The organism is Geobacillus zalihae, from assembly GCF_030414215.1.
GTDB lineage: Bacteria > Bacillota > Bacilli > Bacillales > Anoxybacillaceae > Geobacillus > Geobacillus zalihae.
The window spans coordinates 3,160,134-3,175,136 of sequence record NZ_CP129217.1 but is presented as its reverse complement, the minus strand read 5'-3'; the positions used below and the strand labels follow the sequence as shown (position 1 = coordinate 3,175,136).

12 protein-coding genes are annotated in these 15,003 nt (G+C 53.9%); 10 read left to right on the top strand and 2 right to left on the bottom strand.

What is annotated here, in order from left to right; translation table 11 throughout:
- Positions 1 to 124: 124 nt before the first annotated feature.
- Together QWV57_RS16085 and QWV57_RS16080 are read left to right on the top strand one after the other, a co-directional pair.
- Positions 125 to 865 carry a hypothetical protein gene (locus QWV57_RS16085; protein WP_301100085.1) on the top strand — a complete coding sequence of 247 codons (741 nt, stop codon included), beginning with the start codon at positions 125 to 127 and terminating at the stop codon, positions 863 to 865.
- 31 nt (positions 866 to 896) lie between these two features.
- Positions 897 to 2,309 (top strand): S41 family peptidase, encoded by a 1,413-nt coding sequence (locus QWV57_RS16080; RefSeq protein WP_301100084.1) that lies wholly within the window; start codon positions 897 to 899, stop codon positions 2,307 to 2,309.
- Positions 2,310 to 2,482: 173 nt separating this feature from the next.
- On the opposite strand, the gene QWV57_RS16075 is transcribed toward QWV57_RS16080, so the two are convergent.
- Together QWV57_RS16075 and secA2 are read right to left on the bottom strand one after the other, a co-directional pair.
- Positions 2,483 to 3,376 carry an accessory Sec system S-layer assembly protein gene (locus QWV57_RS16075; protein ID WP_013146464.1) on the bottom strand — a complete coding sequence of 298 codons (894 nt, stop codon included), beginning with the start codon at positions 3,374 to 3,376 and terminating at the stop codon, positions 2,483 to 2,485.
- Between the two features lie 38 nt (positions 3,377 to 3,414).
- Positions 3,415 to 5,808, bottom strand: a complete 2,394-nt coding sequence (gene secA2 / locus QWV57_RS16070) for an accessory Sec system translocase SecA2 (protein ID WP_060788361.1) — start codon at positions 5,806 to 5,808, stop codon at positions 3,415 to 3,417.
- A gap of 268 nt (positions 5,809 to 6,076) precedes the next feature.
- Between secA2 and QWV57_RS16065 the strand changes: the two genes are divergently transcribed.
- The 8 genes from QWV57_RS16065 to wecB all read left to right on the top strand — a co-directional run bounded on the left by QWV57_RS16065 (position 6,077) and on the right by wecB (position 14,997).
- The gene (locus QWV57_RS16065) at positions 6,077 to 7,159 is read left to right on the top strand and encodes a glycosyltransferase family 4 protein (protein ID WP_013146462.1); all 1,083 of its coding nucleotides are present in this window, start codon (positions 6,077 to 6,079) and stop codon (positions 7,157 to 7,159) included.
- A gap of 234 nt (positions 7,160 to 7,393) precedes the next feature.
- Entirely contained in the window at positions 7,394 to 8,512 is a 1,119-nt protein-coding gene (locus QWV57_RS16060) for a DegT/DnrJ/EryC1/StrS family aminotransferase (protein WP_033004666.1), read from the top strand.
- Positions 8,513 to 8,630: 118 nt separating this feature from the next.
- Positions 8,631 to 9,368 carry a GumC domain-containing protein gene (locus tag QWV57_RS16055; protein ID WP_013146460.1) on the top strand — a complete coding sequence of 246 codons (738 nt, stop codon included), beginning with the start codon at positions 8,631 to 8,633 and terminating at the stop codon, positions 9,366 to 9,368.
- On the top strand, positions 9,365 to 10,378 hold the full coding sequence (locus QWV57_RS16050) for a Gfo/Idh/MocA family protein (protein ID WP_015375874.1): 1,014 nt from the start codon (positions 9,365 to 9,367) through the stop codon (positions 10,376 to 10,378). The genes QWV57_RS16055 and QWV57_RS16050 overlap by 4 nt, the downstream gene beginning before the upstream one ends.
- Positions 10,379 to 10,393: 15 nt before the next feature.
- On the top strand, positions 10,394 to 11,707 hold the full coding sequence (locus QWV57_RS16045) for a nucleotide sugar dehydrogenase (RefSeq protein ID WP_015375873.1): 1,314 nt from the start codon (positions 10,394 to 10,396) through the stop codon (positions 11,705 to 11,707).
- 17 nt (positions 11,708 to 11,724) lie between these two features.
- Positions 11,725 to 12,456 (top strand): acyltransferase, encoded by a 732-nt coding sequence (locus tag QWV57_RS16040; protein ID WP_013524679.1) that lies wholly within the window; start codon positions 11,725 to 11,727, stop codon positions 12,454 to 12,456.
- Position 12,457: 1 nt separating this feature from the next.
- Complete coding sequence (locus QWV57_RS16035; protein ID WP_015375872.1) at positions 12,458 to 13,906, top strand: lipopolysaccharide biosynthesis protein; 1,449 nt, start codon at positions 12,458 to 12,460, stop codon at positions 13,904 to 13,906.
- A gap of 32 nt (positions 13,907 to 13,938) precedes the next feature.
- Positions 13,939 to 14,997, top strand: coding sequence for a non-hydrolyzing UDP-N-acetylglucosamine 2-epimerase (gene wecB / locus QWV57_RS16030; RefSeq protein WP_013146455.1), 1,059 nt, complete (start codon positions 13,939 to 13,941; stop codon positions 14,995 to 14,997).
- Positions 14,998 to 15,003: the final 6 nt, after the last annotated feature.

Below are 15,003 nucleotides of genomic sequence, written 5' to 3'. Positions count from 1 at the left end.
TCGGCCTTATTTTATGCTTTGAAGGGCTTACGTTCGATTTTTTTCAGAACATATTTTCATTTTGTTTCTTTTCCAGTAAAATTGAAATACATGTTTACTATTTTCATAGATAGCAGGTGAAAGTGTGAGGAGAAAACGGAGAAAAGCATTTTCCATCATCGGATGGCTGGCGGTGTTTTGGTTGTCGTTTTCGCTGTTGGCTGTTCAGGCGGAAGCGGCCCCGTTCCCAAGTGTGGAGCGGCTTGAACAGCATGCCGCCCAGCTTGAGCGGGCGATGAAAGCGGATCAATGGTCCAAGCCGTACCGTCTCTTCAACCAAGTCAAACGCGATTATGAGGCGGCAAAAAAAGAAGTGGCGCGCGTGCGTCCACAAACGGCAAGGGCGCAGTTGGAAAAACGGATCGCGGCCGGAGAACAGACGATGAAAAAGGCTTCCGCCTATATCAGCGCGGTCGAAAGCGGGGAGCGATTGCGCGCCTTGACGGCCAACGTCGACCGGGCGCTGCGGACGGGGGATGTGGATGTTGTGTACGATTCCTATGGTCCGCTGGAATATCAAATGCGCAAAACAGCGATTCTCATCGGCCGCGTTCCGGGAGCGTCGCTGCGCGAAAAGATGGAAGGATGGTTTCAACGCCCGGCTTTGTCTGTCAAGCTGCGTGCCTATGATCCCATCAATATTATGAAAGCCATGGACAAGCTGCTTGATGCGTATGATGAAGGGGATATCGCGCGGGCGGAGCGGTTGCTGTCGCTTTGCGACCGGTGGCTGCCAAACGTGGTGGATGCGGCGACGCGCAAGCAGCTGGCGGTGTATATCGATGATTTTAAAGCGCCGGTTGTCTTAGATGTCGATATCGAATAAACTGGCGCATGTCGGGAGAGGAGAGACGGATATGAAGGTGATTCAGCGATGGGCGGCGGCTCTTCTATTGCTTGCGGCTTCATTTTCGGTTTGGAGTCCGTCGGCGGAGGCGGCGACGGCTCCGGCGTCAACGAAGGTGCTCGAAGAAGTGCGGGAAATTGTCCGCCAGTATTATGTGGAACCAGTGAGCGATCAAGTGCTGAAGGCGAGCACCCCGCAAGATATTGTCAAACAGCTTGACCCGTATTCTGCCTATATGACAAAGGAAGAATACGAGGAATTTTTGAAGTGGATTGATATGGAGTCTGTCGGCATCGGCGTGATGATTGAGGAAGATGAGGACGGCGTCCACATCATGTCTGTCTTGGACAATGGGCCAGCCGCCCGCGCCGGACTGCAGCCGGGCGATGTGATTCAGGCTGTTGACGGGCAGCCGGTAACGAATGAGACAATGGAAAAAGTATTGAGCTTGATCGCAGGGGAAGAAGGAACGACGGTGGCCGTAACCGTTTGGCGGCCGTCGACCGAGGAAACCGTCAGCGTCACCATCAAGCGGGAAAAAATCGACTGGCCGAACGTGGAGTTCAAACGGCTGGCAGGGAATATCGGCTATATTCAGCTATATAGTTTTGATGAGACAGCGCCTGGTGAGATCGAACGCGCCATTCGCTCGTTAAGCGGGGTGAAAGGGTGGATTTTTGACCTCCGCGACAATCCGGGGGGATATGTGGAAACGGCGCAGCAAATCGCCGGCTTTTTCCCGAATGTGAAACAGGCGTTTCAGTTGCGCGACCGTTCGAATCACCCAGAAGTGTATGCCGCTGTCAAACAGCCGGTGCAAATGGCGGGTCCGATCCGGCTGCTTGTCAACGCGTCGAGCGCGAGCGCGTCGGAAATGTTGGCGGCGGCGGTGAAGGAGCAAAAGGCGGCCGTTTTGTATGGGCAACGGACGTTTGGCAAAGGATCGATGCAGGAAATGTTTGAGCTGTCGGACGGCAGCATGTTGAAGTTGACCGTCGCCCACTTTTTCTCGCCAAAAGGGACGCCGATTCATCACGTTGGGGTGAAGCCGGATGTGCCGACGGTTGTCGGTAAAGAGCTGTATGCCGCTCACCGCGATTTGCTGATTGGCCAGCTGAAAGGGTATCAGTCGCTCGGCAAGCTGCGCAATGCGCCGGTCGATAAGACGTTTGTCGTCCGCTTCTCTCGTCCGCTCGCCAATACCGCGGTAAGCGGAGTAAAATTGTATCAATTAGGTGGACAGGAAGCGGCGGTGACGGCGCAAATCCGCCGGGGGACGGAGCTTTTGATCAAACCGGCAGCGAAGCTGGCCAAAGGGCAGAGCTATTTATTGGTCATTCCGCCGGTGTTAAAAAGCAAAGACGGCGTGGCGATGAAAAAAGGCGCTTACATGGAGATTCAAACCGCTGCTTCTACGAAATAAGGCCCTCCCGTCCAGATGCGTTGGATAGCCGTCTGCTCTTGATGGTGCAAAGTTCGGCTGCTTCGACTAAGGCTCGGCTGACAACGGGAGCGCGGTCGTTTTGAACGGAACGATGCAAAGAAAGCTGGCCTCCATCGGTCGTTTGGCGACCATGGGGGCCAGCTTTTTGCCGATTACGTTTCGCTTGATTGCGTTTCTTGCCTTTCGCTCTGTGCCGGGGAGGATGGGATTGTCACCTTCCAGGACGTCCAATCCGGTTCTGCTTTGTGCAGCAATTCCGGTGGGAAGAGGAACGTCCATGGTTTGCTGGTGTGGGCTTTCACTTCCAGATGGCACGGAAATAATCCGCGGGCGACCATGTCGCCAGCATGATCCCGCACTTCAAGCGGGATTTGTTCAAAATGGATATGTTTGTCGCTGCCGTTGCGAATGAGCAACGTGACGGCTAGTTCACCGGAAGGCAGCTGTTTCGCTTCAATGCCCATGAAGTTCACCTCCCCGGGAGCGGGAGGCGGAACCGAGTCAACGAGGGCTTGCAGCTGTTGGTGCTGCTTGGCCGACAGCGCCTGCTCCCAGCTTTCCTCTAGGTCGAGCCGATGCCGCGGTGTCAGTTCAAAGGCGATCTTCCATCCATCTTGAGGCAACTGATCGACGAGCTTGTCCTCGGCGGCGAACAAAAACCGCCACGGGCGGGCCGTCATCGGCGGCAGCTCGCCGAAAGCGCTCATATCAAACTCTTTGCGGGCGATCGCCGTGCCATCCTCGTCAAGCAGCAACAGGCGGATTCGTTCAAAGCGAACCGGCTTCGGCAGCGTGTTGCGCAAAATGGCGACAGCGACAAACCCATCGTTGTATTCGACCAGCTTGACGCCGGAAATGGAAATTTGGTTTGGCTGAAGCGGCGGCAGCTGTTCGTGGTAAAAGCGATAGACGTACGTTTCCTCTGGAGACAGCTGCCAGTCCGGATGAAACGACAGCGTCGTTTTCGTTCCGCCCTCCGGCTGTTCGACATGCTGCGCCGGCAGCTCGGCCTCCGGTTGTGTGCGTTGTTTTCGTCGGAAAATCATAGGGAACCTCCTTTACGAGGCGGCGTGCTGCGTCGCGGTTATGGTTCGTTCGCGGCGACGGCCGCTTCGTCATCGATGACAAACTGGCTTTTCAAATAGTTCATGGCTGTGGTGCAAATGCCGGCGTCGATCGCTTGCTGCAGCGCGACGAATTCGCGGTAGGCGTCCATTTCAAAGGCACGGTACGGATCCTCTTGGCCGTAGCTGCGCAAATGAATCCCCTCTTTCAATACATTCAGTTGATTTAAGTGGCGAATCCAGTGGGCGTCGATGGTTTCGACCATCAAATGCTTAAGCCGCATCGTTTGTTCTTCGTCGCACGGAAGATCGGCGAGCGCCGCTTCAAGCGATTTGTATTCGTCCCAAACAAGTTGGGCGATTTCTTCTTTTTGCTTATGGCGAAGATCCTCAATCGGATAGGCAAATTGGAAAAAGGCACGGCGCAGCTCGTTGTGCAGTCCTTCGATGTCCCACTCTTCAAACAAAACGTCTTCCGGACAATAACGGTCGATCGTTTGCGTGATATAACGCTGAATGTGCCGAAGGAGCTCGGACAGCACCTCTGCTTGCTTCAGCGCCAAGACGCGATCGCGCATATGGTAGATGACTTTGCTTTGTTGGTCAATCACAGTGTCCAGTTTCAATAAATGCAAACGCGCTGAATAATGGGCGTTTTCGATCGTTGTTTGCACTTTTTGGACGAACTTGATCGGGTTGGGCGACACGATGAGCCCGGTTTCATCCGTCTTGACTTTGCTTCGCCATTTTTCCAGTTCCTCTTGATCGTACAGCCGAAATAAATCATCCTCCAGCGAAATGATAAACTGGGAAGACCCCGGATCCCCTTGGCGTCCTGCCCGGCCGCGCAGCTGCATATCAATGCGATGGCTTTCATGCCGCTCTGTGCCGATGATGTGCAGCCCGCCAAGTTCCTTGACGCCTTCTCCAAGCAAAATGTCGGTCCCGCGCCCGGCCATATTGGTCGCGATCATCACTTGCCCTTTTTGCCCGGCGGTGGCGATGATGCGCGCTTCTTCTTCCTCCGTTTTGGCATTGAGCAGGTGGTGAGGGATGCCTGCTTTCGAAAACGCCGCTGACAACCGTTCCGACTGTGCGACCGATGTCGTGCCGATGAGAACGGGACGGCCGATGGCATTCATTTTTTTCACTTCGTCGATAATTTTCCGTACTTTCGCCTCGTACGTCTGGTAGACGAGGTCGTCCCAGTCGGTGCGGCGGGATGGCCGGTTTGTCGGAATCGTAATCACGCGCAGCCGGTACGTTTGCCAAAATTCTTCTTTCGACGGCGTAGCGCTGCCGGTCATCCCGGCTAGCTTCTCATACATGCGAAAATAGTTTTGGATCGTAATCGTGGCTTGGATGTCGTTTTCTTCGGTGATTTCCACACCTTCTTTCGCTTCAATGGCTTGATGCAGGCCGTCGCTGAACGAGCGCCCTTCCATCACCCGGCCGGTGAACGGGTCAACGATCATCACTTTGCCGTTTTTGACGATGTAATCGACATCCCGCCGCATGATAAACCAAGCGCGCAGCGACTGCATCGCGTGATGGAGCAGCACGTGATGCTCCCAGTCGTATAGATTGTCGATGCCAAACGCCCGCTCGATTTTTTGCGCCCCTTCTTCGGTGAGGAAAATTTGTTTCGTCTCCAAAGACCGTTCATACTCTTTTCCTTCTTCAAAGGTGCGGACGATGCGCGCCATAATCGGGAACAATTCGGCTCCGATTCCCGATTTATTGGCGATAATGAGCGGGGTGCGCGCTTCGTCGATTAAAATGCTGTCGATTTCATCGATGATGGCGTAATACAGCGGGCGCTGCACTTTATCTTCGAGGCGGTGCACCATGTTGTCGCGCAAATAATCAAAGCCGAACTCGGTGCCGGTGCCGTACGTGATATCGGCCGCGTACGCTTCTTTTTTCTCGCTGGCCGTCATTTGCGACACATTCAGGCCGACGGTTAAGCCGAGAAAGCGGAACACACGGCCCATTTGTTCGCAGTCCCGGCGCGCCAAATATTCGTTGGCTGTAATAATGTGGACGCCTTTTCCAAGGAGGGCGTGCAAGTAGCTTGGCAAAGTGGCCGCCAATGTCTTTCCTTCCCCGGTCTGCATTTCGGCGATGTTTCCTTCATGCATCGCCAATCCGCCCATCAGTTGCACGTCGTAATGGCGCAGACCGAGCACGCGCCGCGCCGCCTCCCGGACGACGGCAAACGCCTCGGTTTTGATGTCATCGAGCGTCTCACCGCATTCGAGTCGCTCTTTGAAGGCAACCGTTTTTTGGCGCAGTTGTTCATCGCTCAGCGAAGAAATGGTTGGTTCCCATTCATTGATTTGCGCCGCCAGCTTGGCAAGACGCTGCACGTCTCGCGCGCTTTCGTCAAATAGTTGCTTTACTTTTGCAAACATATGTCCATTCCTCTCCTAGACAGGCATGATTCACACCAAGTGCTCTAAAACCTAATTATAGCACAAGATGTTTCCTGTGGAGGGAGGATGTAAAATGTGGAATCGTCCGCCGGATTGGCGCTCGGAGCTTCTCGCGGCAAGGGAAAAAGAAATTTTCCATCCTTGGGGACAAAAAAGGGGTGTAAAAAAAGATTGATTTACTCATCGTATATGGTAACATAAAGATGATGTGTGTTTCCGCGATTTTATAAGGCCAAGGTGATTGCATATGAATATGGAAGCATTTGCCGCATGTTTGGCTTCGTTTATCACAGTATTGGTCATCACCCCGTTCGTGATCAAGCTCGCGGTCAAAATTGGCGCGGTCGATCGGCCGAACGGGAGAAAAGTGCATACAAAAGTCATGCCAAGGCTTGGCGGATTGGCCATTTTTATCGGTGTCGCCGTCGGCTATTTTGTCGGCGGGGTGTATAAAGAGCAAGTGACGGGGATGACGGTCGGCGCCATCATCATCGTGCTCGTCGGGATGCTCGACGATTTGTACGAGCTGTCGCCAAAAGTGAAGCTGGCCGGCCAGCTGCTGGCGGCGTTCGTCGTTGTTGCTTCCGGGCTGAAGGTCGATCTTTTGACCGTTCCGTTTGTCGGCACGTTTGAGGTGGGGCTGTGGAGCTACCCGATCACGATATTTTGGATTGTCGCGATTACGAACGCCATCAACTTGATCGATGGATTGGATGGATTGTCCGCGGGCATTTCCGCCATTGGGATTGCGGCCATTGCCGTCATGGCGGGCATGGCGGGCAAAATGCTCATTTTCACGCTCTGCTTGATCATCTTAGGCAGCGTCATCGCTTTCTTGTTTTACAATTTCCACCCGGCAAAAATTTTCATGGGGGATACCGGCGCGTTGTTTTTAGGATATGCGATTTCCGTCCTGTCGGTGCTAGGGCTTTACAAAAGCGTGACGCTCTTCAGCTTCGTCGTTCCGGTGATCATTTTGGGTGTGCCGATTTTCGATACGACATTTGCCATTATTCGCCGCATTGTGAATAAAAAGCCGATCTCGGCGCCGGATAAGTCGCATCTTCATCATCGGCTGCTGGCCCTTGGCTTTTCGCATCGCAACACGGTGCTGCTCATTTATGCGTTTGGCTTGATGTTTGCCATCAGCGCGATTTTGTTCTCCGCCTCGACGTTATGGCAGTCCATTCTCATCGTCTTTGCCTTGATCGTCTTCGGGGAACTGCTGGCTGAACTGATCGGCTTGGTCAATGATCAGTACAAGCCGTTTATGACCTTTATTCGTAAGCTGCTTCGGGGAAGCCGAAAAGTATACGGAAATGACCGATAAATAGCAAATGGGCCGTTTGTGTCATGAAAGGGACAAACGGCTTTTTTCAGGAATGGCCCGTCTTTGGAAAATTATACCCTTCTTTTTCGTTGTTTATGCAGCTTCTTCCGTTCCTTCGCTGATTTTTTTGCGGCAAGGCCAAGATTGCCACAAAACTGTCATTATATATTGACGCAAATGTGATAAACTAAACATGTTTATTCTATATATTTTTTGGATTTGGAGGAACTTGCGATGAATGTGCCAATGTTGGATTTAAGCGAACAGTATGAACAATTGAAGCCGGAGATCATGCGCGTATTGGATGAAGTGATGCGCTCCTCCCGCTTTATTTTAGGGGATTATGTCAAAAAGCTAGAAGCAGATATTGCCGCCTACAGCCGGGCTAGACATGGGATCGGCTGCGGCAACGGAAGCGATGCGATACATATTGCTTTGCAAGCGGCCGGCGTCGGGCCGGGCGATGAAGTCATCACGACGGCGTTCACCTTTTTCGCGACGGCAGGATCGATTGCGCGGGCCGGCGCCAAACCGGTGTTTGTCGATATCGATCCGGTGACGTTCAACATCGATCCAGCGAAAATTGAAGCGGCGGTGACGGAGAAGACGAAAGCCATCATCCCGGTGCATTTGTACGGGCAAATGGCGGATATGGAGGCGATTGCCGCGATTGCCAACCGGCACGGATTGGCGGTCATTGAGGACGCCGCCCAGGCGATCGGCGCGAAATACAACGGGAAATGCGTTGGCGAGCTTGGGACGGCGGCGACGTACAGCTTCTTCCCGACGAAAAACTTGGGCGCCTACGGGGATGGCGGCATGATCATTACGAATGATGACGAACTGGCCGAAAAATGCCGGGTCATCCGCGTTCATGGCAGCAAGCCGAAATATTACCATCATGTACTTGGCTACAACAGCCGCCTCGATGAGATGCAAGCGGCGATTTTAAGCGTCAAATTCCCGCATCTGGATCGGTGGACGGAACAGCGGCGCAAGCATGCGGCGACGTATACGCGCCTGCTCGAGGAGGCGGTCGGCGACCTTGTTGTGACGCCGAAAGAAGTCGACGGGCGCTATCATGTGTTCCATCAATACACGATTCGAGCGCCGAAGCGCGACGAGCTGCAAGCGTTTTTGAAAGAACAGGGGATCGCGACGATGGTGTACTATCCGCTGCCGCTGCATTTGCAGCCGGTGTTTGCTTCGCTCGGATACAAGGAAGGGCAGCTGCCGGAGGCGGAAAAAGCGGCGAAAGAAGCGCTGTCGCTGCCGATGTTCCCAGAGCTGAAAGAGGAGCAGCAACAGTACGTCGTCGAGAAAATCGCAGAGTTTTACCGTCATTTCGCTTGATCGTCCAACCGGCCAAAGGAAACGTCACTTGCGCACAGCAATGGCGTTTTCTTTGGCGTTGGATCATTTGTTTTGTTCACAACACTTTGTTATTTTATGATAAGGGATGGTGGCCGGATTGACGGCGGAAAAACGACCGTTTGTGCTATACGAATATTTGCGCTTTTTTTGGCAGCGAAAATGGTGGTTTCTTGTCGTTCCGCTTGCGACGATCGTGTTGACCGTCATCGCAGGGCGGCTTTTGCTGCAGGGGGAGAAGTATACGGGGAAAGCTGTCGTGTTTACCGGATCGATTGATGTAAAAGAGTTGACGGATCCGAAAAATATAGAAGCGAAGTTTCCAGATGTGAAAAACTTGGATGTCGTCGTTCCTGAAGAACAGTACGTGCAAATCACGGTCAAAGGCGACGATGAACAAGACGTGAGTCGAGAATTGAAGCTTGTTGTGTCGGAATACAGCCAGGGGCTCAAGCGCCATTCGCAAGAGCGGATTGATGTCACCACGAAATACTTGCATGCGCTGGAAGAACGGGAGCGCGCCTTGCAGCAAAAAGTCGATTATTATAGCGAACAAATACAGTCGGGCCGCTTGAATCCGGAACAGCTCCATGACATCAGCGACTTGTTGGTGGAGTCGGAAAACAACTTGACTGAAGTGATGGAGCGTGTCAATCGCATCCGCGGCAATCTTGTCTTTTACGAAAAACCGGCCGTATTGTCGGAAACGGTGGCGAAATCGAAAACGTATACGGGGCAGCTGATGGCCGTCGGCCTTGTCCTCGGCCTGTTTTTGACGGTCGTTTGGCTCGTGCTTTGGAAGTATATATTGGACGCGAGGAGGTACTATTCTTCATGATCCGTTTTGCCATTGTCGGCATGGGGCATATCGCCAAAAAACATATCGATGCCATTGAAAAGGCGGACGGCGCCGAGCTGGCGGCCGTGTGCGACACGAATCCGGAACGTTTGCGCGACGTGTCGGATGTTCCTGTTTACACTGATATGGAGACGATGTTGAAGGAGAACGAACAGATCGATGTCGTCAACATTTGCGTTCCGTCTGGATTGCACGCGCGGCTGGCCAAGCTGGCGGCCCGCTATCGCCGTCATATCATTGTGGAAAAACCGATGGCGCTCCGTGTGAGCGACGCCGAAGAGATGATCCGCGCGGCGAAAGAAAGCGGCGTGAAGCTCGCGGTCGTTCATCCGAACCGCTTCCGTCCAGCGATTCGGAAGCTGAAAGAGGCGATGGAGCGCGGGATGTTCGGAAAACTGAGCCATGCGAACGCCACGGTGCGCTGGAATCGAAATCAAGCCTATTATGATCAGGCGGCGTGGCGGGGGACGAAAGAGTTTGACGGCGGCGTCTTGATGAATCAAGCCATTCACAATTTGGATTTGCTGCTTTGGCTGATGGGGCCGGTCAAGGCGGTGCAAGCGATGGCGGCGACAAGGCTGCGCAAGATTGAGACGGAAGACGTCGCGGCGGCGGTCGTCGAGTTTGAAAGCGGGGCGCTTGGCGTCATTGAGGCAGCGACGACGATTTATCCGCAAAACTTGGAGGAATCGATCGCCATTTTCGGTGAAACGGCATCGGTGAAAATCGGCGGCCGGACGGCCAACTTTATCGAAACGTGGGAAGCGGAAGGCGTCAGCGAGGAAGAACGGGCAAAGCTCATCGATGAGATCAACGCCGACCCGTTTGGCAAGCCGGGGCACCAATGGATCATTGAAGATATGGTGCAAGCGATTCGCGAAGACCGCGAGCCGATCGTCACGGGTTTGGACGGATTGGCTCCTGTTCGGCTGATCGAAGCGATTTTGCGTTCGGCGGAAACGGGGACAAGAGTGCAACTATCTGAGTAGAAAGGAATGAGAGGAATGAACTACGCGGAACGGCTGTTGCAAAAATTTGAGAAACGCGACGCGGTCATCGGCGTGGTCGGGCTTGGCTACGTCGGGTTGCCGCTGGCAGTCGAAAAAGCAAAAGCAGGGTTTCATGTCATTGGCTTTGACATCCAACAAAGCCGCGTCGATCAAGTGAACAATGGGATCAACTACATCGGCGATGTCGTCGATGAAGATTTGCATGAGATGGTCAAACAAGGGCGGCTTGTGGCGACGACCGATTACGCCCGGATCGCGGAAGTCGATGCCGTGGCGATCGCGGTGCCGACCCCGCTCGATGAGCATCATCAGCCGGATACGTCCTACGTCGAAAACTCGGCGAAGGAAATCGCTAAATACGCCCATGAAGGGATGCTTGTCGTGTTGGAATCGACCACCTATCCAGGTACGACGGAAGAAATCGTGAAACCGGCGCTGGAGAAAAAAGGGCTCGTCGTCGGGGAGACGGTGTTCGTCGCCTATTCGCCGGAGCGGGTTGACCCGGGCAACAAGCAGTTTAAGACGAAAAATACACCGAAAGTCGTCGGCGGCGTGACAAAGACGTGCACGAAAGTGGCAGCGGCGATGTATCGCGCCGTGCTTGAAGGCGATGTCCATGAAGTGTCGAGTCCGGCGGTGGCGGAAATGGAGAAAATTTTTGAAAATACGTTCCGCCATATCAACATTGCGTTGGCGAACGAAATGGCCATTTTGTGCGAACGGATGGGCATTGATGTCTGGGAAGTCATCGATGCAGCGAAAACGAAGCCGTACGGATTTATGGCGTTTTATCCGGGGCCGGGGCTTGGCGGCCATTGCATTCCAATCGACCCGTTTTATTTGACATGGAAGGCGCGCGAATACAACTACCATACGCGCTTGATCGAGCTGGCCGGAGAAATCAACAACGCCATGCCGGAATATGTCGTCAACCGCGCGATGCTCATTTTAAACGAAGAAGGCAAGGCGCTGCGCGGTTCGAAAGTGACGGTGCTCGGCGTCGCCTACAAAAAAGACATTGATGATGTGCGCGAATCGCCAGTGTTGAAAATCGTCGAGCTGCTCGAGCAATACGGAGCGGAATTTGCGGTCGTCGACCCGTATGTTCCGTCGTTCCGGGCGTGCAACCGGGTGATTGAGACGGTCGAGCTGACGCCGGAACTGCTTGCGCAGTCAGATCTTGTCTTGATTACGACGGACCATTCCAACATCGACTATGAAATGGTCGCTCGTCACAGCCGGGTCGTGTTTGACACACGCAACGCCATGAAAGATGTGTCGAAACCGGCCAAATACGTCAAATTGTAAGCGAAGGAGACGAAACCATGAACGTTGTCGATCCCTCTGTTGTTTGCGGTGAACGTGTCGAAATCGGCCATTTCACGGTCATCGAGGCGAATGTCAAAATCGGAAACGACGTTAAAATCGGACATCGCGTCACGATTCACGAAGGAACCGTCATCGGCGACGGCGTGACGATCGCCGACGGAGCGGTGCTCGGCAAACCGCCGAAGCCGGCGAAAACGAGCACCGTCAAGCTGTCGGGCGAGCTGCCGCCGCTTGTCATCGGCGACCATTGCACGATCGGCGCCAACGCTGTCATCTATCGAGGAGCAGTGATCGGCGCCTACACATTGATCGCTGATTTGGCGAGCGTGCGCGAAAACGTGCACATCGGCCAATATGTGATCGTCGGGCGCGGGGTGTGCGTCGAAAACCACGTCCAAATCGGCGATCGGACGAAAATCCAGTCGAACTCCTACATCACGGCCTACACAACGCTCGAAGACCATGTGTTCATTGCTCCGTGCGTCACGACGACCAATGACAACTACATGGGGCGGACGGAAGAACGGTTCGCCAAAATCAAAGGGGCGACCGTCAAGCGCGGGGCGCGCGTTGGAGGCGGAGCGATTTTGCTGCCGGGCGTGACGGTGGCGGAAGAGACGTTTGTCGCCGCTGGGGCGCTTGTGACGAAAGATACGGAACCGAGGACGGTCGTGAAAGGATTCCCGGCGCGCTTCAGCAAAATGGTCGACGAGCGGGAGTTGTTATAAATTGTTCTCGGCATTCAAGCGTTTAGGAGCGGACTCGCTCCTTTACGCGTTTATGAACGTCGGCACGAAGCTGATTGCCTTTTTGATGCTGCCGATTTATACAAGCTATTTGTCCAAGGCGCAGTACGGGGCGGTCTACTTGATCGACCAATGGACGTCGATGCTGACGTTTCTCGTCATTTTCGGTACAGATTCGGCGCTCTCTTTTTACTATTACGACACGGACGACAAAGAGAAGCGCCTTTTGTATGTGCGCAACGTCATGTACTTCCGGCTGTTTGTCGTCGCCATCTTATTTTTGGCTGTCGTTTTGGCCGGTCCGTGGATCGCAGGCGCGCTGTTTCAAGAGCCTCGCTATGTCGATTTGCTGTACATCAGTATCGCGACGTTGCTGCTCGATACGATTTTCGTCATGGCGACGACGGTGCTGCGGTTTGAATTTCAGACGAAAAAAGTCGTGATTTGGACGCTCGTGAAAATGCTGCTTGTCGCTGTGCTGTCGTATGCGGCGCTCCGGTGGTTCGCGGCGACGCCGGAAGGGCTGCTCATCGGCCGGCTCGTGAGCAGCGCGCTCGTGTTTTTGTTGATGTTGCATTTGACCGTCAAGTATATGGTGTGGCGCGTGCGCTTTGACGTGTTAAAGGAGCTGCTTGCCTACGCCGCCCCGCTCGTGCCGACTTCGCTCGCCTTTTGGGTGATCGCCAACGTCAGCACGTTTTTCATCCAACGGTTTGCGTCGTTGGAGGAAGTCGGGGTGTTTGGGGTTGCCTTGCGTCTCGCGACCGTGATCACGCTCATCACGAGCGGCGTGCAGATGGCGTGGCGTCCGTATTCGATGTCGATGAAAGACCGGCCGGAAAGCCGTGCGTTGTTTGCGAAAGTGTATATGGCGCTTTTGCTCATTGGAGCGTTTGGGCTGCTTTTGATCGCCACGGCGAGCCCGTGGCTTGTGGGAACCTTTTTCAAACCGGAATATCGCGATGCAGCGTCCTATATTCCGTTTTTATCGGCCGTCACGTTTTTGAACTTTTATTATCTGATTGTTTCCACCGGCTTGTTTTTGACAAAGGAAACCGGCTATATTTCACGGGTGTTCACGCTAGCGGCGCTTCTTCATCTTGCGTTGAACGCCGTGTTGGTGCCGCTTTGGCTCAGCTGGGGGGCGATCGCGGCCAGCCTCATGACGTATATGGTCGCCGTGGCTTTCATTTTTCGCAAAAGCCAGCAAGTGTATCCTGTGCCAGTGTCATGGAAAAAGATGGCTTTGGTTTTGGTCGGCACATTGCTCGCCCTCATCGTCATCGTCTACGTTCAGCAGGCGCCGCTTGCTGACGGCTGGGTGCTCGCTGGTTGGGGCCTGTTTGCCGCCACGCTCTTTGCCAGCCGGGTTGATCGTGATTTGCGCCGTCCGGTGCGCACGATCGAGGGCGAAAATGCGCAAAATACTTGATAACCGCTCATCTGATCTAGGAGGTGTTTCGGATGAAAATCGCCACCGTGTTAGGCGCCAGACCGCAGTTTATCAAGGCTGCCCCCGTCTCGCGCGTCTTGCGAAAACAATATACCGAAGTGCTGATCCATACCGGGCAGCACTATGACCCGAATATGTCGGCCATTTTTTTTGAGGAGTTGAACATTCCGACGCCTGACTACTATCTTGGGGTGGGTTCAGGCAGCCATGGAAAGCAAACGGGCGAAATGCTGATGAAAATTGAAGAAATTGTCATGCAGGAAAAACCGGATTATGTGCTCGTCTATGGCGATACGAACTCGACGCTCGCGGGCGCTCTTGTCGCAGCGAAGCTCCATATTCCCGTCATCCACGTCGAAGCCGGACTGCGCAGCTTCAACAAGCAGATGCCGGAAGAAATCAACCGCATCATGACCGATCATGTCTCCGAGCTCTTATTTTGTCCAACGGAGACGGCCGTGGAAAATTTACGAAAAGAAAATATTACGCGAAACGTCTGGAATGTCGGCGACGTCATGTATGACGCCATTTTGTACAACAAGGAGCTCGCACAGCGCCAATCGACGATTTTGGCTGATTTGTCGCTGGCGGAACAATCCTACTACTTGATCACCATTCACCGAGCGGAAAATACCGATGACCCCGACAAATTGAAAGCCATTTTGGCTGCTTTTCGGGATATTGACGGAACGAAAGTGTGGCCGATTCATCCCCGGACGCGGCATAAGCTTGAAGAGTACGGCTTGGACGCTTCGGCGATTCCAGGGCTTCGGCTGATCGATCCGGTCGGTTATTTGGACATGCTTCGGTTAGAGAGCGGCGCGAAAAAAATCATCACTGATTCAGGAGGCGTGCAAAAGGAGGCGTATTTCTTGCGCGTGCCTTGCGTGACGGTGCGCGAACAAACCGAATGGGTGGAAACGCTCGAAGGCGGGGCGAACATCTTAACCGGCACGGACCGCGAGAAGATCGTCGCGGCGGTTCACAAGGAAGTCGCCCCTGTTTATGTGGACGTCTTTGGCGATGGGCATGCGGCGGAGAAAATCGTGGCGGCGATCGGACAGCGATAAGGGTGC

What these genes read in the sequence shown, in the direction of transcription:
- QWV57_RS16040 (WP_013524679.1), top strand. Translation starts at nt 11,725, where the DNA reads ATGAACGTTGTCGATCCCTCTGTTGTTTGCGGTGAACGTGTCGAAATC.
- QWV57_RS16050 (WP_015375874.1), top strand. Translation starts at nt 9,365, where the DNA reads ATGATCCGTTTTGCCATTGTCGGCATGGGGCATATCGCCAAAAAACAT.
- secA2 (WP_060788361.1), bottom strand. Translation starts at nt 5,808, where the DNA reads ATGTTTGCAAAAGTAAAGCAACTATTTGACGAAAGCGCGCGAGACGTG.
- QWV57_RS16080 (WP_301100084.1), top strand. Translation starts at nt 897, where the DNA reads ATGAAGGTGATTCAGCGATGGGCGGCGGCTCTTCTATTGCTTGCGGCT.
- QWV57_RS16060 (WP_033004666.1), top strand. Translation starts at nt 7,394, where the DNA reads ATGAATGTGCCAATGTTGGATTTAAGCGAACAGTATGAACAATTGAAG.
- QWV57_RS16045 (WP_015375873.1), top strand. Translation starts at nt 10,394, where the DNA reads ATGAACTACGCGGAACGGCTGTTGCAAAAATTTGAGAAACGCGACGCG.
- QWV57_RS16075 (WP_013146464.1), bottom strand. Translation starts at nt 3,376, where the DNA reads ATGATTTTCCGACGAAAACAACGCACACAACCGGAGGCCGAGCTGCCG.
- QWV57_RS16065 (WP_013146462.1), top strand. Translation starts at nt 6,077, where the DNA reads ATGAATATGGAAGCATTTGCCGCATGTTTGGCTTCGTTTATCACAGTA.
- wecB (WP_013146455.1), top strand. Translation starts at nt 13,939, where the DNA reads ATGAAAATCGCCACCGTGTTAGGCGCCAGACCGCAGTTTATCAAGGCT.